At 58.9% G+C, this 26,111-nt stretch carries 17 protein-coding genes and 2 rRNA genes; 4 read left to right on the top strand and 15 right to left on the bottom strand.

The genetic code is table 11. From position 1 onward, the window contains the following. Window positions 1-30: 30 nt before the first annotated feature. From AB5Z20_RS07830 to uvrA, 10 genes are all read right to left on the bottom strand, one after another. A complete protein-coding gene (locus tag AB5Z20_RS07830; RefSeq protein ID WP_368156870.1) occupies window positions 31-882 on the bottom strand; it encodes an acetylxylan esterase in 852 nt (283 codons plus the stop codon). Continuing rightward, window positions 875-1,852, bottom strand: coding sequence for an acetylxylan esterase (locus tag AB5Z20_RS07825; protein WP_368156869.1), 978 nt, complete (start codon window positions 1,850-1,852; stop codon window positions 875-877). The genes AB5Z20_RS07830 and AB5Z20_RS07825 overlap by 8 nt, the downstream gene beginning before the upstream one ends. An 80-nt stretch (window positions 1,853-1,932) precedes the next feature. Then, window positions 1,933-2,760 carry an ABC transporter ATP-binding protein gene (locus tag AB5Z20_RS07820; RefSeq protein WP_006236159.1) on the bottom strand — a complete coding sequence of 276 codons (828 nt, stop codon included), beginning with the start codon at window positions 2,758-2,760 and terminating at the stop codon, window positions 1,933-1,935. Then, a complete protein-coding gene (locus AB5Z20_RS07815; RefSeq protein ID WP_022094872.1) occupies window positions 2,761-4,776 on the bottom strand; it encodes a dipeptide/oligopeptide/nickel ABC transporter permease/ATP-binding protein in 2,016 nt (671 codons plus the stop codon). It lies immediately after the preceding gene. 3 nt (window positions 4,777-4,779) lie between these two features. Continuing rightward, on the bottom strand, window positions 4,780-5,736 hold the full coding sequence (locus AB5Z20_RS07810) for an ABC transporter permease (RefSeq protein WP_022094871.1): 957 nt from the start codon (window positions 5,734-5,736) through the stop codon (window positions 4,780-4,782). 155 nt (window positions 5,737-5,891) lie between these two features. Beyond that, the gene (locus AB5Z20_RS07805; protein WP_368156868.1) at window positions 5,892-7,505 is read right to left on the bottom strand and encodes an ABC transporter substrate-binding protein; all 1,614 of its coding nucleotides are present in this window, start codon (window positions 7,503-7,505) and stop codon (window positions 5,892-5,894) included. A gap of 365 nt (window positions 7,506-7,870) precedes the next feature. Next, a complete protein-coding gene (gene uvrC, locus AB5Z20_RS07800; protein ID WP_368156867.1) occupies window positions 7,871-9,811 on the bottom strand; it encodes an excinuclease ABC subunit UvrC in 1,941 nt (646 codons plus the stop codon). Window positions 9,812-9,817: 6 nt separating this feature from the next. Further along, on the bottom strand, window positions 9,818-12,121 hold the full coding sequence (locus AB5Z20_RS07795) for a murein biosynthesis integral membrane protein MurJ (RefSeq protein ID WP_368156866.1): 2,304 nt from the start codon (window positions 12,119-12,121) through the stop codon (window positions 9,818-9,820). 3 nt (window positions 12,122-12,124) lie between these two features. After that, window positions 12,125-12,625: a Cys-tRNA(Pro) deacylase gene (gene ybaK / locus AB5Z20_RS07790; protein ID WP_368156865.1), complete on the bottom strand. Its 501-nt coding sequence runs from the start codon at window positions 12,623-12,625 to the stop codon at window positions 12,125-12,127. A 133-nt stretch (window positions 12,626-12,758) separates the two neighbouring features. After that, on the bottom strand, window positions 12,759-15,638 hold the full coding sequence (gene uvrA / locus AB5Z20_RS07785; RefSeq protein WP_368156864.1) for an excinuclease ABC subunit UvrA: 2,880 nt from the start codon (window positions 15,636-15,638) through the stop codon (window positions 12,759-12,761). Between uvrA and AB5Z20_RS07780 the strand changes: the two genes are divergently transcribed. The 4 genes from AB5Z20_RS07780 to AB5Z20_RS07765 all read left to right on the top strand — a co-directional run bounded on the left by AB5Z20_RS07780 (window position 15,637) and on the right by AB5Z20_RS07765 (window position 21,953). Then, window positions 15,637-17,985, top strand: a complete 2,349-nt coding sequence (locus AB5Z20_RS07780; protein WP_368156863.1) for an LTA synthase family protein — start codon at window positions 15,637-15,639, stop codon at window positions 17,983-17,985. The genes uvrA and AB5Z20_RS07780 overlap by 2 nt on opposite strands. Before the next feature lie 145 nt (window positions 17,986-18,130). Next, the gene (locus AB5Z20_RS07775) at window positions 18,131-18,961 is read left to right on the top strand and encodes an Mrp/NBP35 family ATP-binding protein (protein ID WP_138375032.1); all 831 of its coding nucleotides are present in this window, start codon (window positions 18,131-18,133) and stop codon (window positions 18,959-18,961) included. After that, complete coding sequence (locus AB5Z20_RS07770; RefSeq protein ID WP_138375033.1) at window positions 18,962-20,233, top strand: NAD(P)/FAD-dependent oxidoreductase; 1,272 nt, start codon at window positions 18,962-18,964, stop codon at window positions 20,231-20,233. It abuts the gene before it with no gap. A 79-nt stretch (window positions 20,234-20,312) separates the two neighbouring features. Continuing rightward, entirely contained in the window at window positions 20,313-21,953 is a 1,641-nt protein-coding gene (locus AB5Z20_RS07765) for an NAD(P)/FAD-dependent oxidoreductase (RefSeq protein ID WP_138375034.1), read from the top strand. Window positions 21,954-22,018: 65 nt separating this feature from the next. Here the strand turns inward: AB5Z20_RS07765 and uvrB are convergent, their stop codons facing one another. The 5 genes from uvrB to AB5Z20_RS07740 form a co-directional block, all read right to left on the bottom strand. Further along, entirely contained in the window at window positions 22,019-24,259 is a 2,241-nt protein-coding gene (uvrB, locus tag AB5Z20_RS07760) for an excinuclease ABC subunit UvrB (protein ID WP_368156862.1), read from the bottom strand. A gap of 51 nt (window positions 24,260-24,310) precedes the next feature. Next, window positions 24,311-24,892 (bottom strand): lytic transglycosylase domain-containing protein, encoded by a 582-nt coding sequence (locus AB5Z20_RS07755; protein WP_368156861.1) that lies wholly within the window; start codon window positions 24,890-24,892, stop codon window positions 24,311-24,313. After that, a complete protein-coding gene (gene coaE, locus AB5Z20_RS07750) occupies window positions 24,885-25,526 on the bottom strand; it encodes a dephospho-CoA kinase (protein ID WP_368156860.1) in 642 nt (213 codons plus the stop codon). Before coaE ends, AB5Z20_RS07755 begins: the two co-directional genes overlap by 8 nt. 193 nt (window positions 25,527-25,719) lie before the next feature. Further along, window positions 25,720-25,835, bottom strand: a 5S ribosomal RNA gene (gene rrf / locus AB5Z20_RS07745). Between the two features lie 148 nt (window positions 25,836-25,983). Beyond that, window positions 25,984-26,111 (bottom strand): 23S ribosomal RNA (locus AB5Z20_RS07740); the annotation flags it as partial.

Raw genomic sequence — 26,111 nt, 5'->3', positions numbered from 1 at the left:
ACCCACTCTTGTTGGCAGTGTCCAGGCCGTCTAGGCCAAAGAACACGGGTAGAACGTTTGGTTAAAGAAGTCGACGACTTCGTTTTCGAACGCATTGATGCGCTCGTGAGCGTATTTGGCATAGATGATATGCCTCCGGTCACACTCAAGACCGTTGAACACGGCAAACTGACCCTTGGGGTCGCTCACGGTATCCATGAGCGAAGTGCCCATGAGCACCGAGCCGCGCACCTGAGACGACAGCGCCTCGAGGCCACCGGGAATCGGATTGGCGACCGCCGTGCAGGCGAGGCCCTGCTCATCCAAAGCAGAAACCGCCAGCGCGACTCCGCCGCCAAGGCCCTCGCCCCATGCAAAGATGCGGTCGGGGTCCATGCCATCAAGATTGCGCGCAACCTTCGCCAACGCGCAGCCCCAACGAACGCGCCTGACAAAAGCAGGCGAGGTAATCCCCTGCTGCAGATCGCTGAGTCCAATCGCCTCATCGTCCAGTGCAAGCACGGCATATCCCATGGCGGCAAATCTCGTCATGTGATGCCAGCCGCGCACAGGCCGATCGATGTCGTGGAACATCAGGCACAGCGGCACGCGCTCAGATACTCGGGCACGACCAACAGGCTCAATCAAACGAGCGTGGACCGCATCGTCACCGAGCTTAAAGGAAACCTCCGAGTAACGGGCGCAGGGGTTAACAAAGTCAATTGCCGTAATGGCCAGGCCTTGAATCTCAAGATTCGAAGCGCATGTCTCTAAATCAGAAACATCTGCTTGGACATCACCGTGCCAGTCCCGATATTCTGCGAGCCTTGACGAAACCGTTCCAGGAATTCCCACGAGCCCGGGGACTATCAGCTCGTCAACATTGCTCTCGCACTTAGACATGAGCCTCCCCTCCCTCACAGAAAAACGGAATGATCAGATCGTCAAAATCCTGAATCTCCTCGTGACCAAAGCATTCAAAGAACTCATGACGCTTGTCGCAGGACAGGTTGTTGTACACCGCAAACTGCGTTGCCGGCGGACAGACGATATCGGCCGTGCCCGTGCCAAACAGCACGGGGCACTTGACCATGGGGGCAAAATTCTTGGAATCGAAGTACGCCAGCTTGGCATAGGCTTCCTCGATACGAGTCGAGTCCTCGTCAAACCAACGCGACCAATAGCGCAGGCCCTCGTAGGCAATATCGTCGGCGTCCAGATCCCAAACCAGGCGGAAGTCCGATAAGAAGGGATAGAGGATAGCCGCGCGATCAACTAAATCGCTATTGAGCGCGCAGGTCGCAATACCCAAACCGCCGCCCTGCGATGCGCCGTTTACATACACGCGGGTAAGATCGATGCCCTCGAGCTCGCGAACGATACGGCACAGAATGCGGATATCCTGATGCAGGCGGACATAGTAGAGGTTGGCCGGATCGCCGTCGATACCGGCGACGATATGGCCCGCGACCGTCGTGCCCGCAAATCCACCAATGTCCTCGGAGGGGCCTCCTTGGCCAGGACAATCGAGAGCAATGAGCGCCATGCCCATGCCAGCAAACGACGCCTGCTCAAACCAGCTGCGGCTCGCACCCGGATATCCATGGAACTGAAGCACCAGCGGCACGGGCTCCTCCGAGACCGGCTTGAGATACTTGGCATGCAGGCGTGCACCACACATGCCGGTAAACCAGAGGTCGAAAAACCGACAGGTCGCGGAATCCGCAACCGAAGCCGCCTCAATCGCGTAGTCGAGCTCGACGGCGTCGGCCTCGGCCATGCGGTCCTTCCAAAAGAGATCGAAATCCGATGGACGGGGCATAGCGCCTCGATATTCACCAAATTGCTGTTGTAGCTCCTGAGCACTTGGCATGGCTCGTGAACCCAGCCTTTCGAAATCGCAACGGAGGTGCGCCCGGTAAGGGAACCGGGCGCACGGGAGGGAAAGCGAGGCTACTCGCCGAGCTTGGGATGCAGCAGCGACGGCGCAGCGCCAAGCAGCATCTTGGTGTAGGGGTCCTGAGGGTGCTGGAAGACCTGCTTGGCCTCGCCCTGCTCGACGATCTTGCCGCCATTCATAACGATGATGTCGTCAGAGATATAGCGGACCGTCTGGATGTCATGGCTGATGAACACCATGGCCAGGCCGAGCTCCTTCTTAAGGTCGGTCAGCAGGTTCAGAATCTGCGCGCGGACCGAAACGTCCAGAGCCGAGGTGGGCTCGTCGGCGATGATGGCATCGGGGTTCAGCGACAGGGCACGGGCAATTGCGACGCGCTGGCGCTGGCCGCCCGAAAGCTGGCCGGGAAGAACCTCGGCGGCGGAGCTGGGCAGACCAGTGAGCTCCAAGAGCTCCTTGACGCGCTTCTCCTGCTCGGCCTCGGTACCCAGGTTGTGGACGCGCATGGGGTCGAGCAGTTGCTCGCGAACGACCATGCGGGGGTTGAGCGCCGTGGCCGGGTTCTGGAACACGACCGAGATGACGCGACCCATGTGGCGACGGTCCTCAGCGGTACGTTTGGTAACGTCCTTGCCCTTAAAGTAGACCTTGCCGCTCGTGGGGGCCTGCAGGCCGCACATGACGTTGGCGGTGGTGGACTTTCCGCAACCGGACTCGCCGACGATGCCGATGGTCTGTCCGGGCATGAGCTTAATCGTTACACCCTGGACGGCGTGAACCAGGTTGGGGTGCAGAATCGAGCCGGTACGGGTCCTAAAGGTGACGTGGACGTCATCAAGGAAGATGATCGGCTCGACGCCGTTGACTGCGGTCTCGCTCATCTACATCACCTCCGCGTGAGGGGTCAAACCATTTGCCTTGAGCACCTCGTCGGGGAGCTCGGAATAGAAGTGCTCGGTGCCGGGCACGCGCTTGAAGACCGGACGGGTGTCCAGGCCAATGCGCGGATGGCTCGAGCGGGGCGCGAAGCGATCGCCCTTGGGGAAATCGCGCGGGCTCGGAACGGCGCCGGGCACCTGGTGCAGGCGGCCCGAACCGCTCTCGATGGACAGGACGGAACCCAGAAGGCCGCGGGTGTACTCGTGGATCGGGTTGGTGAGCAGCTCCTTGGTGGGCGCCTGCTCGATAACCTGGCCGGCGTACATAACCGTGATGTTATGAGCGACCTCAGCGACCAGTGCCAGGTCGTGCGAAACGAAGATCATGGCAAAGCCGAGCTTGGCCTGAAGGTCGTTAAGCAGCTTGATGACCTGCTTCTGGACGGTAACGTCCAGAGCGGTCGTGGGCTCGTCGCAGATGACCAGCTTGGGGTCGCGGGTAAGGGCCATAGCAATCAGAACGCGCTGACGCTGACCACCGGAAAGCTCATGCGGATAGCTCTCGAGCGTACGCTTGGGGTCGAGGCCCACGAGCTCCAGGAGCTCCTCGGCGCTACGGGTGCCGCCACGCTTGGTGAGCTGCTTCATCTGGGCGGAAATGAGCATGGAGGGGTTGAGCGAGGACAGGGCATCCTGATAGACCATGGCGATATCGGTACCGCGCAGGCCGAACCACTCTTTCTTGCTCATCTTGAGCAGGTCGCGACCCTCCCAGAGAACCTCACCGGAAAGGTGCTCGTCATCGTCGGTCAGGCCCATGATGGCCAGCGTGGTGATGGACTTACCGCAGCCGGACTCGCCTACCAGGCCCATGGTCTGGCCGGGACGGACGTCAAAGTTAACGTGGTCGACGACGTTGATGTCACCGTGGTGCTCAAACTGGATGCAGAAATCGCGGACCGAAAGGATCGGCTCAACGGACTCATCGGGCACATGGCGGTCGTTACGCTTGAGTTCGACATCACGCAGGGCGCCAAGACGGGCGGACAGGGACTGAGCCTGCTCCTTGTAGGCGCGAACGGGATCGGAGACCAGCAGGTCGGCCTCGCGGCGCTTGGAGGAGTCGGTCGGATCCAGGGCGGCGGAGGGAGCAGCGGCCATGGCGTCGGTAATGCCCTCGGAGAGGATGTTGAGTGCCAGGCAGGTGATCATGATGGCCAGACCCGGGAACAGCGCCTGCCACCAACGGCCAGCGAGCACGCCGCCGCGGGCGTCAGCGAGGATGTTGCCCCAGGTAGCGGTGGGCTCCTGGATACCAGCGCCGATAAAGGTCAGCGAGGCCTCGAAGATGATGGCGTCGGCGACCAGGGTAACGGTGAAGACCATGATCGGGGCGATGCAGTTACGCAGAACATGCTTGATCAAAATCCACGGAGCCTTGGCGCCGGAAACGATGACCGCGCGGACATAGTCCTCGCCGTACTCGGACACGATGTTGGCGCGCACGATACGGGCAATCTGCGGAGTGTACATAAAGCCGATGGCGAAGATGATCGACGGCACGGAGTTGCCCAGGATGGAGACGAAGACGGCAGCAAGGGCGATGCCCGGGATGGACATGATGATGTCCAGGATGCGCATGATCGCCTCGGAAACAGACTTGCGCGAAACCGCCGCGAGGGCGCCCACGACCGAGCCGCAGACCAGAGCCATGGCAGTGGCGCCAAAGCCGATGATCAGCGAGTAACGACCACCGTAGAGCATGCGCGACAGAATGTCGCGGCCCTTATCGTCGGTACCGAAGATAAATCCGTTGCCGGGAGCCTGGCGAGCAGTGAAAATCTCGACCGGGCTATAGGGGGCAAGAAGAGGCGCCAGAATCGCGGTCAGGGCGACCAGCACCAGCACGACGGCGGCGATCTTAGAAGACAGCGTCATCTTCTTCCAGCCACCGAGCTTGAGCCCCTTAGAGGCAGCTTTCTCGAGCTGCTCGGTTTGCTTCTCTCGAATCTTTACCATAATCTACACCGTCCTGATGCGCGGGTTGATGAGCAGGTAGAGCATGTCAACCACGATGTTGATGATGATGAAGGCAAGAGCAACGACGATGACGACGCCCTGAACCAGGTTCGCCTCGTTGCCCTGAACGCCCTGCAGAATCGCAGTACCCATGCCGGGGAGGTTGAAGATGACCTCGATGACGACGGCGCCGCCCATAAGGTAACCGATCTTAAGACCGAGGGTGGTGACCGGGGTGATCAGCGCGTTGCGAAGAACGTTGATGCCGACGACGACCTTCTCGGGAACGCCGGCGCCACGGGCCATACGGACGTAGTCCTTATCGAGCTCCTCGACCATGGCCGTACGCACGATACGAGTCATCTGGCCCGTCAGCGGGAATGCCAGAGCGATAGCGGGCATGATCATACGTCCCAGATAGCCAGCCGGGTTGGTGGTGAAGTGAGGCAGAGCACCGGACGCCGGGAGCACCTTAAGGTAGGAAGAGAACAGCAGGATCAACAGAACGGCAAGCCAGAACGACGGGGTTGCCAAGCCGGCGATGGAGAAGACGCGGATCACTTGGTCCGGCCATTTATCACGATACAGTGCCGCGATGACGCCGAGCAAAAACGAGACGACCGCACCGATGGCTAGACCGATGAAGGTCAGCTGCATCGTGACGGGCAGGGCCGTGGAGATGCGCTTGGCAACAGAGTTGCGAGCAGCACCATAGGTGCCCATGTCACCATGGATCAGATCGCCCATGTAGCGCACGTAGCGCACGGGCCAGGGATCGTCCAGACCATACTTCTCATGGTACTCGGCAACCGCCTCGGGCGAGGCGCCGTCACCCAACGCCGTATAGGCGGGGTCGGTCTTGGAGAACGACATAAGGAAGAACACCAGGACGGTGACGCCCAATGCCATGATCGGCAGCGCCACGAGACGCCTTCCAATCAAACGTAGAAAGTTGTTCACGTTCTCTCCCCTTTCTTTTGTCGGTAGGACCAACTGGTATATGAGTATGGATACTCATTACAAGACCCGAGCGACATCGAGGCCGCCCGGGTCTTTGTTTCAACTATGAGGACGTTGCCTTACGACCGACGCCCCACATATGACTCAAGCGAGTCTTAGGCCTTGACGGTCGCGACGCCCCTGAAGGACATGCTCGTCGTGCCGATGCCCTTGAAGCCATCGAGGGCCTCGCCGTTGGGCGCGGTGGACGGATCGTCCCAGGAAGCGGAAACGGTCTTGACGTGGACAACGGGGTACAGAACGGCGTTGTCGGCGATGATATCGAAGCACTCGTTCCACTTCTTCTGCTGCTCGTCGCCCTCGGCGGCAAGAGCCTCGTCCATGAGACCGTGGAGCTTCTCCCACTCAGCGGACTCCTTCCACGGGCAACGGGTCTGCATCCAGACGTTGTCGCCATACCACCAGTTGAGCAGCAGGTCGGGATCGGCGCCGAAGCAGGACGGATCGCCAGGAGCGAGAAGGATATCGTAGGCCTCGCCGCCGTCGATGGCAGCGTAGGTGGCCGGCGAGGTATCGGTCTGGATGGTCACATCGAAGCCGAGGGCGTCGAGGTCGTTCTTGACCTGAGCGGCCATGCCCTTGATCTGCTCATTGTCGGTGGTGCGCAGGGTGATGGCGCCCGGGGTGATGCCAGACTCTTCGATGAGCTTCTTGGCCTTCTTGGCGTCAGTCTTGTACACCGTGGAAGCCTCATGATAGTTGGTGAAGCTCTTGGGCAGGTAGCAGCTGGCAGCGGTGGCAAGGCCGGCGAAGGTGTTGGTGATCATCTTCTCGGTGTCGAGCGCGTACATGACGGCCTGACGGACCTTGACGTTGTTCCAAGGCTCCTTGGCGACGTTAAACATGATGAAGCGGGTGCCGAAGCCCTGGACGTTGTCGATCTTGCAGCCAGCGCTCTCGAGCTGGTCGACGGCGTCAGCGGTGACGAGCTCCATAACGAGCGTGGAGCCCTCCTGCTGGGCGGTAACGCGAGCGGTGGGGTCGGTCAGGATGCTGTACTGGATCTTCTCGTCCTCGGCAGCATACTCACCGTTGTACTCGGGGTTGGGAACCAGGGTGATCTCGGTATCGGAGATAGAGTCATACATCCAGGGGCCGGAGCCGATCGGCTGCTTGGCGCGATCCTCCTCGGCCTGGGTAGCCGGGGTAACGCGGATGATGGCCAGACGATCCTTGAGCAGGGAGAAGTTGGGGACCTTGGTCTTGACCGTTACAGTGCTGGCGTCCTTGGCCTCGATAGACTCGAAGGGCTGGAAGAACGGAGCATAGGTAGCGGAGGCAGCGCAAGCGGTGTAGGAGGCAACGACGTCGTCAGCGGTGACCTCGGTGCCATCGGAGAACTTGGCGCCCTTGCGGATGGTGACCTCGAAGGTAGTGTCGTCCACGGACTTGGGATCGTCGGTAGCGAGCTCGTTGAAGGTGCTGTAGTCGTGGTAATCGATGCCGTAGAGGCCCTCGATGACGTGCCAGTTAGCACCCAGGCCCACAGCGGAGCCGGTGCTGGCGGGGTCGAAGCTGGACGGAGCGTAAGCGGAACCAGCGGTGATCACGCCGCCGCCACGGTTGGCGGAATCAGTGGAACCGGAAGCGGAACCTTCGTCGCTAGAGCTGCCACCGCAGCCGGTGAGACCAAGCCCTGCGACAGCAACGACGCTGCCGGTGAGGCCGAGGAACGAACGCCTGGACATACCCTTGTTGATGATGGCCATGTCTTCTCCTATCAATAGAGAATCTTACCCGGGAGCACCTAGACTTGCCCCCGCGCAACTTGCGGACGATATATACCTTACCTACCGACGAACCCAACTGAGGTGCCGCGCTCGGCGACCGATACATACATACGCTTGAACGGTATTTACTACCGTTCACCGAATTCATTGACAAATGATCCGACAGACAGTATGTATCGACGAGGTGAGATATCAGTCTTCGTCAACCCGCAGGATAGCAGTGTTGTTCACCATGGCTAGTCAAACGTTTTAGCGCTAATAAAACCCGAAATCGGCAGGTAATCACCGCGAAACAAATGATTGAAAATTGACCAATCATGTATATCAGTTGTTTAGAAGCGCGTTTAGTTTTCGGATTGGTTGGCCGATGCCTGGGCGCGTTCGGCATTCCATGCAACAAGTGCCTCGTGGACCGCTTTGGCGACATCAGCCGGAACGCCTCGAACTTCTGCAATCTCCTGCTCGCTTGCTGCGCGCAAACGCTTCATCGAGCCAAAATGGCGCATAATGGCACGTTTTCTGGTGGGTCCCACGCCCGGAACGTCGTCAAGCACCGAAACCGTCATAGCCTTATCGCGCAACTCGCGATGGAACGTAATCGCAAATCGGTGGGATTCATCGCGAACCTGCTTGATCAGATAAAGCGAAGCGGAGCCGGTCGGCAGCACGACGGGAGTCTCGTCCCACGGCACGAAAACTTCCTCATCGGCCTTTGCCAAGCCACAGACTGGTATATCGAGGCCAAGCACCTCAAGTTGCTTAATTGCAGCGGTCAATTGCGGCTTGCCGCCATCGACAACGAGCAAATCGGGGCGCGAGCCAAAGCGCTCGTCCGCCATGCGCTCGGGAGCATAGCGACGCCCCAGAACTTCGGACATCGATACGAAGTCGTTCGCCTCGTCCAATTCGGCCTGAATTTTAAAGCGACGATACTGGCCCTTGTCGGCACGGCCGTTGGTAAATACCACCATCGAAGCGACGGTAAAGGTGCCGTGCAACGTCGAGATATCGAAGCACTCGATGCGCAACGGCGGCGCAGGCAGCGCCAGCGCACTTTCGAGCTCCAGGAGCGCCTGATTGGTGCGATCGTCAGCATACCCCGTGCGCATCATGTAGCGCATGAGGGCATGGCGCGCATTTTTGGAAGCCATATCGAGCAGGCGGTGCTTTTCGCCGCGCTGCGGCCTATGGAGATGGCAAGAGCGTTCGCGCTTGCCCGCAAGCCACTCCCCCAACGCTTCAGCATCCTCAAGCTCGACAGAGAGATTGATCTCGGCTGGAATATCGGCCGTCTCGTCGTAATAGCGCTTAAGAAAACCCGCTTGAAGCTCTTCCTCGTCGACATCCAGGCCTTTATCGAGGATGAACTCACAAGTTCGAACCGTTCGGCCCTCGCGAACGACAAAGACACAGGCGGCAGAGATAGTCTCTTCGCGATAGAAGCCGATGACGTCGATATCGACGCTTGATGGAAAAACGACCTGTTGGCGATCGTCCAGGCCCCTAATGACTTCCAGACGACGCTTGACGCGCGCCGCACGTTCAAAATCGAGCGTCTCGGCTGCCTCCGTCATCTCGGACGTAAGCTCGTCGACGACATCCTTGCGATGGCCCGACAAGAAACGTTCGACACGCTTGACGTTCTTGGCATAGTCGGCAGGGGAAATTGCGCCGACACATGCGCCCGGCCCGCGCCCGACATGGTAGTCAAAGCAGGGACGCCCGTTTTGCGCGCAAATCATATTGACGATGTCTTCTTCGCCCTTATGAGATTCGACGATGCGGCGGCAGCGGCGCCACTCCGCACAGGATACCGAGCAAATAGGAATAACCTTGCGTAGCGTATCGATGGTCTCACGCGCCGCACGGCTATCGGTATAGGGGCCAAAATAGCGCGTTCCCGGTTTATGACGCTCTCGCGTGTATTTAATAGCCGGAAACAAGTCGCTCTTGGTAATGGCGATAAAGGGATAGCTTTTATCGTCTTTGAGATCGACGTTAAAGTACGGATGGTACTGGCCAATCAGATTGCGCTCGAGCACCAATGCCTCGTGCTCGGTCTCCACCACGATATAGTCGAAGCTCGCCACCAGCTGCATCATGAGCGGGATCTTTTGACGCTCGTCCTGCAGCGTCACGTATTGACGCATACGGGCACGCAAGTTTTTCGCCTTACCCACATAGATGACATCGCCCTTGGCATCTTTCCAAAGGTAGCAGCCGGGTTGCGTGGGAACGCGCGAAACCTGCTCGGCAAGTGTTGGAATGTTGTCGTGACCTGCCACGCGCACCTACTTGCGACGAAGCAGCGCCGAGACCTCGGGCATCATAAAGACGAAGGCGAGGCCAAAAGTTACAGCGAGCGAGATGACGCCTGCAACACAAACGTAGCCCAGGGTAATGAGGATCGAGCTGCCAAGCGCTCCGACAAAGTGCTCAAGTGCCCACATGACGCCGGCGCCCGCGGCAGCGCCCAAGCCACCGAACAGTAGGCCGAAGAAACCGCCATGCAGGATAGACTTGACCTGAAGGCCATGCAGACGACGGCGCAGCCACCACAGTGAGCATCCGACCAAGACCACGTAGTCAACGACGTACGAAAGCGCAATTGCCGGCATACCGTAGCCCAGCACCACGCCAAACAGCAGCACCGAACCGGCCTGACCGATAGCGGAGTACAGGCAATAGCGGCTATAAGGTTTCATATCGAGCAGGGCCGAAAAGCTCTTCTGCATCAGCACGACCACGCCGTAGAGCGGCAGGGAAAGTGCCAGATAGATAAGGAACTCCGACACCAGCGCCACACCGGATTCATCGAACTTGCCGGCGCAGTAGATCATGTTGAGCGGACGGGCGAAGACGATCAGATACATCGCAAACGGAATCAGGAAAAAGAGCATCTGGGCGACACCGCGCGAAATGCCCGTGCGGACGCTGTCGTAATCCTTCTCCTGCGCATCGTGAGAGAGTTCGGTATAGAGTGCCGTCGAAAGCGAGGCGGCGATCAGCGCATAGGGCAATGTGTACCACAGGCGCGCATATGCGATGACGGAAGGGCCGGTCTCGGGCTGCACCACCAGCGCGGCGGCATTGGTAATGGAGGTCGAGACAAACATGCACACCGTGGCGAGCAGCGTCGGGATACCAAGCGCGATCGTCTGTCGCAGCGCGGGATCCTTAAAGTCGATATGGATATGAGGATGCACGCCATGCTTGCCAAGCGCGGGAATCTGGCAGGCCATCTGGACAAAGACGCCGAGGGTCGTACCAGCTGCGATCAAGATAATACCGGCCTGCCCGCCAAATTGTGCAGACACGGGAGCAAAGCCCATAAAGCTGGCGATGACGATGACATTGTTGAGAACCGGGGCAAACGTCGACCAGAAGTAGTCGCGATGTGCGTTGAGAACGCCCGAGAACACCGAGCCCAAGCCATAAAACAGAATTTGGATAGCAAAGAAGCGGAACATGAACGCAGCGGTATCCATGCTGCCGCCATCGCCCGAAAGGAACGACTGCGTCCAAATAAAGCCGGGAGCAAACACGGTGCCCAGCAGCGAGATACCGCCCAGCAGCAGAAGCAGAATACCGAGCAGATTGCCGACATACTCGTTCGATGCCTCACGGCCCTGCTCGCGCCTCACGCCCATATACACCGGCAAAAACGCCGTAACGAGCATGCCGCCCATCACGAGCTCGTAGAGCATGTTGGGCAGGTTGTTGGCAACCTGATAGGAGGACGAGAGCAGCGACATGCCGATGGCGGCCGCCATGGCCCACGTGCGGATAAACCCGGTGACGCGCGACACGATGGTCAGCACGGTCATGAGGCCAGCAGAACGACCAACCGTGGAGTAGTCCGACGAACCCATATCGTCTACGTCGTCCTGAGAGTCCTCATGAACCTCATCTTGTGGCAGTAAATCGTCCACGACGGCAAAGGAGCCGGTCATCGCAAAGGGATCGTCAACCAAAACGGCGTCATCAGCAGGTGCGACGTCATCGCTGTTCGGCATGTTGTTTCCGGATACGGCATCATCATCGAATATGGCATGGTCGCCAAACACCGTGTCAACTTCTTTGGCAGCGACGGTTCGGGCAGAAAACGACAGAGGGTCCCAGTCGTCATCACCGTCGATGGCCACGCCCTCGACGGGATCGGTCGAACCAAGCGGCGACCATTCGTCATCCGAAAGAAGCGGTTCGCCATCATCATGAGCCGCGGGCTTGGCGGAACGAGCGGCAGGAGCGCTCTGCGGTGTGCTCTTTCCCTGGGCTGCCATCAAAAACACCGCCGTCTCATCGGGACGCGGCGCACGAGGAGCCTCGGAGGCGATCGGCTTCACGCTGGCGCTCGATTGAGCGGCGGCCAAAAAGACAGCCGTCTCATCGGGACGAGCCGAAGAAAGAACCGTACGGGGAAGCGCCGTGCCGGCACCGGCGGCACGCAAGTACACGGCCGTCTCGCCCGGGTCAGCGGCAGCGGACCAAGCGTTTCGAATCTCGTTATCGAACGAAGTGGCCTCGGGCGCGGGCGCCTGAGGAGCCGACCCTTTTGCAAAGTGAGCTCCGCGCTTTGATTCTTCCTGCGGCATCGCTCAGTCCTCTCTCGTGATCGGGGCAACCGTCGCCCCGCAAAATGCAACTAAGTCATCGGGAGCAAGCTCAAGCTGATAGCCGCGCTTGCCACCCGAGATAAAAATGGTATCCCAAAGGACGCATGTCTCATCGATCAGCGTCCGAAAGCGTTTTTTCATACCGACCGGGCTGCAACCGCCGCGGACATACCCCGTCGCGGCAAGCAGATCTTTGACATGCATCATGGTCAGCGACTTTTCGCCTGCGGCACGCGCGGCGGCCTTGAGGTCGAGCTCGTCGGCAACGGGAATGCAGCACACGACATGGTCGTTGGACGGCGTCGTGCAGACCAGGGTCTTAAATCCCTGACCGGACTCCTCGCCAAGCTGCTCGGAAATCGCGACGCCCAGCCCCGACGATTCGTCGCCATCGTCTTCGTACGTATGGAGAACATAGGAGATGCCGGCGCTTTCCAGCTCGCGCATCGCATTGGTTTTTGGCGTCTTAACAGCCTTTGCCATGGCACATCCTTTCCCTCGCAGAGCGACGCAAGGATTAAGTATAGGGCCAATTCCGTCGCATATGCCATCTCGACACACAGAAGCGCCACCGAATCAGAAGGAATCGGTGGCGCGTCGGTACTACAACGTCTCTTTACTGCGCGTCGAGCTGCGCCTGACGCTCACGGTCACGCTTGAGCAGCGGCGCCAAGAACTTGCCCGTGTAGCTCTGCGAACATGCCGCGACTTGCTCCGGCGTGCCCGAGACCACGACGGTTCCGCCGCCATTGCCGCCCTCGGGGCCCATATCGATCAGGCGGTCGGCAACCTTGATGACATCAAGGTTGTGCTCGATCACCAGAACCGTGTTGCCCGCATCGACCAGGCGCTGCAAAACGTCGAGCAGCTGACGAACATCCTCAAAATGGAGGCCGGTTGTGGGCTCGTCCAAAATGTAGAACGTCTTGCCTGTCTGACGACGATGAAGCTCCTTGGCGAGCTTCACGCGCTGCGCCTCGCCGCCCGAAAGCGTCGTAGCGGGCTGGCCCAAGCTCACGTAGCCCAGACCCACGTCATATAGGGTCTGCAGTTTGCGCTTAATCTGCGGGATATTCCCAAAGAAAGCCAGTGCCTCGGTGACACTCATGTCGAGCACATCCGAGATCGTCTTGCCGCGGTAGGTAACCTCGAGCGTCTCGCGGTTATAACGCTTGCCGCCACATACCTCACAGGGGACATAGATATCGGGAAGGAAGTGCATCTCGATCTTAATCTGTCCATCACCCTTGCACGCCTCGCAGCGACCGCCGCTTACGTTAAAGGAGAAACGTCCCGGCGAGTAGCCGCGCGCCTTCGACTCCGGCGTGCTTGCAAATAGCGCACGCAGATCATCCCACAGGCCAATATAGGTCGCAGGGTTCGAGCGCGGCGTGCGACCGATCGGTGACTGGTCGATATCGATTACTTTATCGATGCACTCAATGCCCTCAATCTTCTTGTACGGCCCCACGGGACGCGTCGAACGATGGATGGCATTCGTAAGCGCGGGCGCAATCGTATCGGTGACCAGGGAGCTCTTGCCCGATCCCGAAACACCGGTAACGACCGTGAGCGTACCGAACTCAATCTTGGCGGTAACGTTTTTGAGGTTATTAGCGCGGGCACCCGTGATCTTAAGACAGCCGCGGCCGGGCTTGCGGCGCTCATCGGGCACGCGGATCATCCGCTTGCCGGTCAAATAGGCACCCGTCATGGAATCGGGGCATGCCATGATATCGGCAGGCGTTCCCGCGGCGACCACGTGTCCGCCGTTAACGCCCGCACCGGGACCCATATCGATCACGTAGTCTGCAGCGCGAATTGTATCTTCGTCGTGCTCGACGACGATAACGGTATTACCGATATCGCGCAAGCGCTCGAGCGTCTTGATCAGGCGCTCGTTGTCGCGTTGGTGAAGGCCAATCGACGGCTCGTCCAGAATGTACAGAACGCCCATGAGGCCGGCACCGATCTGCGTTGCCAGGCGAATGCGCTGCGCCTCGCCGCCGGAAAGCGTCGCCGAGGCGCGATCGAGCGTCAGATAGTCGAGTCCGACATCGACCAGAAAACGCAGGCGCTCCAGGATTTCCTTGACAATGCGCCCGCCGATAAACTGCTGACGCTCGGTAAGCTCCAGGCCCTCAAAAAACTCGAGCGACTCGCGACACGACAGGCAGCAGACATCGTAAATGGACTTGCCGCCCACGGTGACGGCAAGCATCTCGGGACGCAGGCGAGCACCGTGACAGCTCGAGCATGGCTCTTCGCGAATGTATTTCTCCAAGCGAGCCCTGGTGTTCTCGTTCGTCGTCTCGCTGTAGCGCTCGTACAGGATGTTGCGCACGCCCGAGAACTTAGTGTCCCACTGGCTGCGACGCCCATCGAGCTTTTGATAGTCGACCGAAATCTTCGTGTCGCCCATGCCATCCAAAAACGCACGACGCACCCGCGGGGGCAGGTCCTCCCATGGCGTATCGGCACTCACCTTAAAGTGTTTGCAGACCGCAGCAAAAATCTGCGGATAATAGTTGGAATTGCCGAACAGGCTGCCAAAGACTCCATCGGCAATCGACTTTGAGGGGTCTTCAATCAGCGCCTCGGCATCGACCGTCTTTTTAAAGCCCAAGCCATCGCACTCGGGACATGCACCATAGGGCGCGTTGAACGAGAAATCGCGCGGCTGCAGGTCGTCGATGGAATGCCCATGTTCCGGGCACGCCAGTGCCAGCGAATACTCCAGCAGCTCGCCCTCGGTTCCCTCGGGAGCGTCGCGGTCGGGCAGCATGTACACGCTCACGTTACCGTGCGCCAGTGCCGTCGCCTGCTCAACGGACTCGGCAATGCGACCCAGGGAGTTCTCTCGAATCACGATACGGTCGACCACGACCTCAATGTCGTGTTTGAACTTCTTGTCCAGGTCGATAGGGTCGTCAAGCGAGCGCACCTCGCCGTCGACGCGCACACGGCTAAAGCCCTCCGCACGCAGGTCCTCAAACAGCTTGGCGTATTCGCCCTTGCGTCCACGAACCACCGGCGCCAACACAAACGCGCGGCGGCCCTCCCCCGCCGCCAGCACCTTGTCGGCGACCTGATCGGTCGTCTGACGCTCAATGACACGACCGCACTCAGGACAGTGCGGCGTTCCCACGCGAGCAAACAGCAGACGCAGATAGTCATAAATCTCGGTTACGGTGCCCACCGTCGAGCGTGGGTTTTTGGACGTCGTCTTCTGATCGATCGACACAGCCGGCGACAGACCGTCAATCGAGTCCAGATCGGGCTTGTCCATCTGGCCCAAAAACTGACGCGCATAGCTCGAAAGGCTCTCGACGTAACGGCGCTGGCCCTCGGCATAGATGGTATCGAACGCCAGTGAGCTCTTGCCCGATCCGGAAAGACCGGTTATGACCACGAGCTGGTCACGCGGAATGGAAACATCGATATCGCGCAGGTTATGCTCGCGCGCGCCGCGAATAACGATAGAAGAATCAGACATGGAAGCTCCTTGCCTCCTACAACTTCAAATCACACTGACGATGAGTTTAGCGCACTCGACGCGCACAGATGTTCGTAATACAAGATTCGCAGACGTTTTGCTTTGCGTATCGGGTGCTTTGTTTCTCGAAATGCCGGGAAAAGGTTACAGTAATCTAATACTGAACTTAATTTGCTGTAACAGAGGAACGTCCATGACCGAAGATATCCCCCTTGAAATCACTTCGAGTGACATGGCCAATCTGCCCATATTCATCGCCGTCCTTATCGTGGCCGCTGTCATCGCACGCATATGCGTTTCAGTCAAACGAAAGGAACAGCCGCCTGTTTTTCGCGCCCTTTGGTGCGCGACGCTCCTCATCCCGCTCGGCATGGTAGCTGCATGGATTACGAATCAATTGCTCGTAAATGAGGACAGTTCCCTATGGGTCCTTTCTTATTCGGCACTCGGTGCTGCCGCCGTCATACTTCTTGTCGAGCCCTTGGTTTCGGGACTTATCGACCAAACCGATCTTGCGACGGGAACGGTTGCCTGTATTTGCCGTGACATCCTTGTCATCGCCGCTGTTTCAGCGCTCTCGTTCGTTTCACTCGAAATTGCCTGCAACGAAACGTTCTATCGCATTCCCGCCAACTCATTCGGGTTTTCCGTCGGGCTGCTCGCGACGGTTCTACTCTCCCTTTATTTGCTGGGACAGCGTCATGGAGGCGTCATGACCCTCGTGCCCATCATCTGTTGCATCCTTGGCATTGCCGAGCACTTCGTCATAACGTTTAAAGGCGAAGCCATCCTGCCAAGCGATATCTTGGCCCTTGGCACCGCAATGGAGGTGAGCGAGGGATACGAGTTTACCTTTACCGCCGGAATCGTAACCTCTCTCGCCCTGCTGGAGATTTCCCTGGGGCTTCTTTCGCTTATCCGACCGCGAAAGCTCCGTACGTCCACCCATGTCTTCCCCGCAATCGCCGCTAACCTCTGCGCTTTTCTGCTAGTGACCGTTGTGGGGCTCTCGGGCTTTTCCAGCATCGACTTGGAGCAGGCGCTGGATTTTGGATTTGACCGTTGGCAGCCCATCACCACATATGCGTCTCAGGGTTTTATCACTTCGTTCACCGAAATGGTCAACGAGTTGCCCATTGAGAAGCCCGAAGACTATACGCCCGATGAGGCGCAGAGCATCGAGCAGGAGCTCGCCGCCGCCTACGACAGCACGTATGGCTCGAGCGAGCAGCGCGCGGCTGCCGTTGCCCAGTTCAATGAAATCAAGCCAACGATTGTTGCCGTCATGAACGAGAGTTTTAGCGACCTTTCGTGCTTTGAGCAGCTCCAGGCGGCCGGGTACACCGGCCCCGCATTCTACAACTCGCTTCCCGACACACTTGTTCGCGGCACCATGCTCGCTTCGGTCACCGGTGGCGGAACGGCAAACTCCGAATTCGAATTTTTGACCGGAGCGACAACGGCCTTTGTCGGATTAGGCAAGATCCCCTATCAGCTGTATCAGATGAATGGCGTCAACAGCCTGGCAAAGGACCTTAAAGAGCTTGGGTATACCGCTACCGCTATGCACCCGCAAAACCCCGTCAACTACCATCGAGATAAAATCTATCAGCAGTTGGGCTTTGGAGACTTTCTTTCAATCGGCGATTTCGAAGGTGCGCCCTGTTACCATGCCGGCGTATGCGACTACGCCACCTACGACAAGATACTCGACCTGCTTAGAACCGACGAAGCGCCGCAGTTCATCTTTGACGTCACGATGCAAAATCACGGCGGCTACGACTATGGCACCGTTCCCGCCGAAGAGCTGACAAACTATTGGGTCGAGGGAGCCAGTGAGGGCGCCAATAGCGCGCTCAACACCTATCTCACCTGCATCAACGCATCCGACCGGGACCTCGAGTACTTTATCAACGAGCTCCGCAATATCGGCAGATCGGTTGTTCTTGTCTTTTTTGGCGACCATCAGCCGAGCGCCGCAACGACTCTCAACGACGAGCTGTACCCTCAGGAAGACACGGCAAGCCACGCTTTCCGTGTCTATCAGTCGACCTATTTCGTCTGGGCTAACTATGAAATCGCCGGCAATACCGAGCTCAACGTCTACGACACCGTCGGGGCAAACGAGATTGCAGCCATTACCCTAAATAAGATCGGCGCCCCGCTCACCGACTATCAAAAGGCCCTGCTTGCAACAAGGTCAGATGTGCCCACCATCAATGTCGCCGGCTATCTCGGTGCCGACGGGCTGCGCTACGACTTGGAATCTGAAGACAGCCCCTACACCTCGACGATCGACAAGCTGCAGCGCATGCAATACCTCGAGTTCGCCAGCAAAGTTCAGTAAGCCCGCCCATTCGCTTGGGTCCATCGTATTGCAAGCACGCTCGGCCCAAATGCATCGCAAATGACTCCCGCTCGCAAACGAGGGTACAATGACGCTCGTGTCACACCGCGGGGCTCCGGCCCCAACATATACAAAGGAGTCAAACATGGGTTGCGAGCACGCACAGGCAGCCGGCGGGCAAACGTCGCCGTCGCAATTTGAGGAAAATACGCTGTCCGAGGTCAAGCGCGTTATCGCCGTGCTTTCCGGCAAGGGCGGCGTCGGCAAGTCATTCGTCACCGGCGCCATCGCCACGGAACTTTCCCGCCACGGTCACAAGGTCGGCGTCCTCGATGCCGATATTACCGGCCCCTCTATCCCTAAGATGTTCGGCATGAGCGGACGTCACGTCCATGCCCTCGGCAACCTTATGCTGCCCGAAATCTCCGAGCACGGCGTCAAGGTTATGAGCTCTAACCTGCTGCTCCAAAACGAAACCGACCCCGTCCTCTGGCGCGGTCCGGTTATCGCGGGTGCCATCAGGCAGTTCTGGAGCGAAACCTCATGGGGCCCCATCGACTACCTGCTGGTCGACATGCCTCCGGGAACGGGCGACGTCGCCCTCACGGTCTTCCAGTCGCTGCCCGTCGATGGCATCGTCATCGTTACGAGCCCGCAGGATCTGGTCTCGATGATCGTCGCCAAGGCGGTCAACATGGCCGAGAAGATGAACGTCCCCATTCTGGGAATCGTCGAAAACATGAGCTATATCGAGTGCCCCAATTGCGGCAAGAAGATCGAAGTCTTTGGCAAGAGCAAGCTCCCCGAGGTCGCCGAGCGTTACAACCTCGAGATCCTAGGGCAGCTTCCCATCAATCCGGCACTCGCCGAGGCCTGCGATAAGGGCGAGGTTGAAACCGCACTGCCCGCACGTATGCTGCCCCAGGCCGTCTCTGCCGTCGAGGCCATTGCCCCGCACGAAACCGCCGAGGCCTAAGTGAACGCAAACGCCTCCTATGACGTCTTGGTAATCGGCGGCGGGGCCTCGGGTCTCGCCGCCGCCATTACGGCCGCACGCGCAGGCAAAAGCACCTGCATCGTTGAGCGCGATGTTGCCTGCGGCCTTAAACTCCTTGCGACCGGCAACGGCCGCTGCAACCTTTCCAACGAATCAATTGATTTCCAGCGGTACAACCACCCCGCATTCGTCGAATCCGTCATGGGCCCCCAGCCTGAGCAAGAGCTCGGCAGTTTCTTCTCCTCGCTGGGCATCATGACGACCTCCGAGGAGGGCCGGCTGTATCCGCGCTCCCTTCGTGCCGAATCGGTGCGCGACGCACTTCTCAACGCTTGCAATCACCTGGGTATCACCTTGATCTGTGGAGCAAACGTCGCCTCGGCATTCAAAGCCCCCGAGGGCTGGACACTCCAAATAGATCGTCCCGCGCGAGCACTCAAGGCAAAAAAGCACGACGACCGAAAATCGGAACTCCGCTCGCTTCGGAAGGCGCTCGCCGACACCTCTCGCAGGAACGAGACGCTGCAGGCAAAGGCCGTAATTATCGCTACGGGCGGCAGCCCCGCCGACATCGCGAAGACGTTCAATCTTTCCCTCACACCGCAGCACCCCGTCCTCTGCCCCGTGTCGGCATCGGTCTTCGGCGACCAGACTGCGCTCAAGACACTGGATGGCCTGCGCGTCCGCGCCCGTTTGACGCTCACCCGCAATCACGAGGAGCTCTGGCGCGAAGACGGCGAAGTGCTCTTCCGAACCTTTGGCATCTCGGGCGTTGCCGCCTTTAACCTCTCCCGTCGCGTCCAGCGCGGCGACACGATTCTGCTCGACGTTTTCCCCGACCTCTCCAAAGACGAGTTGCTCGATATGCTCAACCAGCGAGTTGAGTTGCTCGGCGGCTTTTCGCCCCGCGACCCCCGCTGGCTCGACGGCATGCTCGCCCCGCAGTTCTCACACGTTGTCTGCGCCGCATTCGAACAGTGCCACCCCGGGTCGCACGACCCCATCCATCTAGTCTCAATCCTCAAGCACTTTAAGTTGCTCGTCGAGGGAACGACAGAGGAGCGTTCGGCCCAGGTCACGCGTGGCGGCGTGCCCATCGAGAGCGTCTCAGCTCCCAACCTCTGCGTGAGCAACGCGGCAGGCGCCCCGCTTTACATCTGTGGCGAGGCGCTCGACATCGATGCCGATTGCGGCGGTTTCAACCTTGCGTGGGCTTGGATCTCGGGCATTCGCGCTGCAAGCAGCCTATAGCCGCGCAGTCTATAATCTAAACGCATTCGGGCCGTCTGGGACACCGGGCGGCCTCTTTCTTGCATCTAAGGAGACCTCGATGATCGAAATCACCCAAGTCCACGCGTCACTCGATGAGGCCGGCGACGAAACTGCCTGCCTTGCTATTGGTAGACGTGCCGTCAAACGAGCCCTGCGATGCGAGGATTCCCAGATTAAAGCCATTGAGCTCCATCGCAAGTCAATCGACGCCCGTAAAAAGCGAGATGTCCATTTTATTTTGAGCTTTCGAGTTGAGCTGACAAGCTCTCGACTCGAGCAGGAGGTGGTCGACCGCGTCGCCGAGCGCGACCGCTCGCGCATCCGCATAGTAGACGGCGAGGCTCCTTCATTCCCCAACCCTGTCCCGAATGCACCCAAGGGGCGTCCCGTCGTTGTCGGCGCCGGTTGCGCCGGTCTCTTCGCCGCCCTCACCCTTGCCGCAGCGGGCCTTAAACCCCTGCTCATCGAGCGAGGCGACCCCGCACTTCGCCGCTCGGAAGCGATTGATCTCTTTCTTAAGGAGCGTATCCTCGACCCCGAAAGCAATATCCAATTTGGCCTGGGCGGCGCAGGGACCTTCTCGGACGGCAAGCTCAACACGGGAACCAAGAATCCTGCCCATCGGCTGATTCTTGAGACCTTCGTCGAAGCGGGCTCACCTCGCGACATCCTGTGGGACGCCAAGCCGCACATTGGCTCCGACATCCTCCCCACCGTCGTCACCAACATTTCTCAGCGCATCGAGCAGCTCGGTGGAACCGTCCGTTATCGAACAAAGCTCGTCAATATTCGAACCGATGGATCTGGCGCCATCACCGGCGTTGATGTCAAACCGCCGCAAGAAACCACAAGCGAAACAATCGCCACAAAGCACCTCATTCTCGCCTGCGGCCATTCCGCCCGCGACGTATTCGAGCTTCTCAAAGAACATAACGTTACCCTCGCGCAAAAGACCTTTGCCATGGGTGTGCGCATCGAGCATCCACAGCGCGACATCGACCGCGCCCAATATGGCCCTTCGGCGGGGCACCCGTCACTCGGAGCAGCCCCCTACAAGCTTGTCGCCCATCTCCCCAACGGCCGCAGTGTGTTCTCGTTTTGCATGTGCCCCGGCGGACAGGTTGTCGCGGCCTCTTCCGAGCAGGGCCATCTGTGCGTCAACGGCGCCAGCCTCAATGCCCGCAACGGGCGCAACGCGAATGCCGCCCTACTCGTTAACGTCACACCTGACGACCTTCCCGACGATGATCCGCTCGCAGGCATTGAACTCCAGCGCGCCTGCGAGCGAGCCGCCTATCGCCTGGGTGGCTCCAACTGGAACGCGCCGGCACAGCTCGTCGGGGATTTCCTTGCGGGACGCGCCAGCACGGCACCCAGAGAGGTAAAACCGACCTATCCACTTGGCGTGACCTGGACGGCGATCGACGATGCCCTCCCGCAGCATATCGTCGAATCGCTTCGTTTGGGAATCCCCCTGCTCGGTAAGAAACTGCGTGGCTATGACCGCCCCGATGCGGTCCTCACTGGCGTGGAGACGCGTTCGAGCTCCCCGGTCACCGTCATCCGCGATCGAACATGCCACGCCGCGTCGACTCCGGGCCTTTACCCTTGCGGCGAGGGTGCCGGATATGCCGGCGGCATCATGAGTGCCGCCACCGACGGCATCCGTTGCGCTAAGGCGCTGATAGCAGACATCTAGTGCACGAACTCCCGCGTCCGAACGACACAGGCCCCAAGCTCCACAGGGAACTCGGGGCCTGTTCACTACTTCCTGAATCGTGCACCCTGGCGTTTTCTGCCCGAAGCAAAGGTAGAGCCCTTGCGAGCCTGCGAACGCAAACGCTCGATCGTTTCGTCCTCAGATGCGCCCTCAAGCATCGCCCGAATCTGAACGACAGCATCGCGCAGACGTGCCGCCTCCTCAAAGTCCATGGCGGCGGAAGCGTTACGCATGTCTTCCTCCATGGTCTCGACGATCCGCACGAGCTCGTCATGCGGCAGCCCTTCCAGCTGCTCGGCAAGCGTCTGCTCGGGCGCCACCGTCTCCGGCGCGGCGCCCTCGCCGTTTTCGTCGGGCGTATAGAACGCACCGTGACCCAGCGAATCGCCTCTCGAGCGCCCCTTCGAGCCCACAGTCTTTTCGGCCTCGGCAATAAAGCTCGAAATGTCGTTAATGGCCTTGCGGACTGTCTTGGGCACAATGCCATGCTCTTCGTTATATGCCATCTGAATCTCGCGACGGCGCTGCGTCTCCTCGATGGCTTCTTTCATCGAATCGGTCACAACATCTGCATACATGATGACCTCGCCGCCGGCATTACGGGCCGCACGGCCAATCGTCTGAATCAACGAACGGCGATTGCGCAAGAAACCTTCCTTGTCGGCGTCGAGAATTGCCACCAGCGAGACCTCGGGAAGGTCTAGACCCTCGCGGAGCAGGTTGATGCCAACGAGAACATCGATCTTTCCCTCGCGCAGCGTTCGCAGGATCTCGACACGGTCCATCGTAGCTGTATCGGAATGCATGTAGTTGACCTTAATGCCAGCGTCGAGCAGGTGATCGGTCAGATCCTCGGCCATGCGCTTGGTGAGCGTGGTCACCAGCACGCGCTCCTTGCGGGCCACGCGCTCGCGAATCTCGTCCTCAAGATCGTCAATCTGGCCTCGGACCGGCCGCACGTCAATCTTTGGATCGAGCAGGCCGGTCGGACGAATGATCTGCTCAACGTCGTTCTGGCTAACCCGCAGCTCATAGTCGCCCGGCGTGGCCGAAACGTAGATGAACTGGGGAATCCTCGCCTCAAACTCATCGAAACGAAGTGGGCGGTTATCGAGTGCCGAAGGCAGACGAAAACCATGCTCCACCAGCGTCACCTTACGCGAGCGGTCACCTTCGTGCATGCCGCGGATCTGCGGTACCGTCACATGGCTCTCATCAATGATGCAGAGCATGTCCTTAGGAAAGTAATCGATCAGGGTAAACGGCGGCTCGCCCGGTTTTCGACCGTCCAGATGACGCGAGTAGTTCTCGATACCGTTACAAAAACCCATGGTCTCGAGCATCTCGAGATCATAATCGGTGCGCTGCTGCAGACGCTGTGCCTCGAGCAGCTTATCAGTCGCCTTGAGCTCGGCCACACGCTTCTCGCACTCTTCACTGATTGATTTTAGAGCCGCTTTGACCTTAGGCTTCTCAGTCACGTAGTGCGAGGCCGGCCACACGGGAATGGCCTCGTACTCACGCAGCATCTCGCCAGTGACCTCATCGATCTCGGCAATCAGCTCGACCTCGTCGCCAAAGAACTCAAACCGCAACGGATGCTCGGCATAGGGCGGATACACGTCGACGACATCGCCGCGCACGCGGAAAGTGCCACGTGCCAAATCATAGTCATTGCGATCGTACTGGATATCGATAAGCGCATGGATAAAGTCATCGCGCTCGAGCGGCACCTTCTTGTCGACGTTCGGAGCTAGGCCAGCATAGTCCTCGGGAGAGCCAATGCCATAGATACACGAGACCGATGCGACGACGATCACATCGCGTCGAGATAGCAGCGATGCAGTCGCCTGATGACGCAGCATCTCGACCTCTTCGTTAATCGAGGAATCCTTCTCGATATACGTATCGCTTTGCGGCACATACGCTTCGGGCTGATAGTAATCGTAGTACGACACAAAATAGACCACGGCGTTGTCAGGGAAGAACTCCTTGAGCTCGCTCGCGAGCTGAGCGGCAAGCGTTTTGTTGGGAGCCATGACCAGCGTCGGCTTCCCCAGGGCCTCAATAGTCTTAGCCATCGTGAAGGTCTTGCCCGAACCAGTCACGCCCAGCAAAACCTGATAGCGATCTCCGTCCCTCACGCCCTGCACAAGCGACTCAATGGCCTTAGGCTGGGAACCAGCGGGCTCGTATGGAGACACGACCTTAAACGGCACCTCAGAGCCCTCAACGCCAAAACGTTTGAGCTCTCCTCCAACACGCTCAACTTCAAATTCCGCCATGGATACTCCTAACTCATATATCTGCAGTATACGCAGGCGGCAGGCATAGTCCTATACGAACCAATCGGGATAGAGGGTCTTATAGCGAGCCCAGGCATTATTGACACGAATCAGATACGCCTGCGTCTCGGGAAAGGTGATTGCATTATGAAGCGACGTGCTCTGCTGCGCCCATCCGTCGACATTGCCCATGCCGGCGTTATAGGCGGCAATGGCACTGTCAGTCGACCCGTTAAAATACGTTAGAAGATACGAAAGATACGCACAGCCAAACTCGATGTTCGTAGCGGGATCGTTAAGGTTGTCAGCCGAATACTCGCTACCATCGACAAGACCCTTGGCAATCATATCCTGGGCAGTCTCGGGCATCAGCTGCATCAATCCCTGAGCGCCTTGATTCGACTCCGCCTCAGGATCCCAATTCGATTCCGACTTTATGACAGCACACACCAGATACGGATCAAGATTGTGCGAAATACTCGACTGCTTTACGTACGCCTCGTAGTCAATCGGATACAAAGGCTTAAAGAAGGCAGCAGGAGCATACGAGTAGACGAGCGAAATAAGACCGAAGACGAACACGACGGCAAGTGGCGCCACGCGATACCACGTAAAGAAACGTGTCTTAGGCATCGGCCTCCTCCTTATCCACTACATCCCCAAAGCCATGGCGCTCAAGCCATGCGTCCAGTTGTTCAAAGAGCGAGTTGTCGCCCGCCGCATTATCGATTACCGTCGTAGCGAGATTGCAAAGCGAAGCCTCATCAGGTTGGCATGCAGAGCGCGCATCAAAATCAGAGGACTCCATACCACGATGAATGGCACGCTCGCGACGAACTGCTAAAGGAGCGCTGATAACCAGAATTTCATCAGCCAGGCCAAAGGCATCCTCAAAACCAGTCGGGGCAGAAACCTCGACAACCGCAAAGGGATAACGGGGGGACGAAACCGCGCAGCAGACAGGATCGAGAATCCTCAGTGACAGCTGTTCGATGAGAACCGGATGAACGATGCCATTGAGCCGCGCAACTGTATCAGGAGAGGCGAAAGCTCGAGCGGCGAGGACATTGCGGCGAATGCCGCCCTCCCCGTCCAGAATGTCCCAACCGAATTCTTCCGCGAGGGCATTGACGATATCGGAGCCTGGCACATACAGCGATTTGGCAAGCTCATCCAGATCGATAAGCATGGCGCCATGAGATTTGAGATAACGGCAGGCAGTCGACTTACCCGAAGCAATATTGCCCAAGACAAAAACGGTAAACATCAAGTCCTCCCTAACGCCAATGGGAGTTATTATCGCGCAAATACAAAAGAAGGACTCAAAATACAGCCAAACAGTAAGACAAGCTAAACGAAGTCGAGTTCTTGTATTACAGCTCTCTATTAAACGCAAAAAAGGGGGAGGCCGCGAGGCCTCCCCCTTCTTCAATCTCGATGACGGCTCGGTGCCGTCCACCGGTCAGCGGCGCCCTGGCCTCCCACGGGCTGACCCCGCAGTACTCTCGGCGCGATGGGGCTTAGCTTCCGGGTTCGGAACGGGACCGGGCGTGCCCCCCATGCTCTGGCCGCTGACCGGTGGGCGGCGCCCACCGTATCTTCGGTGTCCTGGGTCGATATCTGCGTGCCCTGGGGGCCGCATGGCGCATAGGAGGAGTGACTCGGGGGCATCCTCGTGCCCGGACCGCGCCTATGAGCGCATGTCCCGCGGGCCGCGAGGTGCGGTTCCGGAAGAGCTCGGGCGATTAGTGCGGCTCGGCTGAGGACGTCGCCGCCCTTGCACCTGCCGTCTATCGACCAGGTAGTCTACCTGGGCCCTTACCGGAAGGAGAACTAATCCCTGGAACGGCTT

Origin of the sequence: Collinsella aerofaciens (genome assembly GCF_040910245.1) — a bacterium.
Lineage (GTDB): Bacteria > Actinomycetota > Coriobacteriia > Coriobacteriales > Coriobacteriaceae > Collinsella.
The sequence above is the reverse complement of the archived record's forward strand: the minus strand, read 5'-3'. Positions and strand labels throughout refer to the sequence as shown.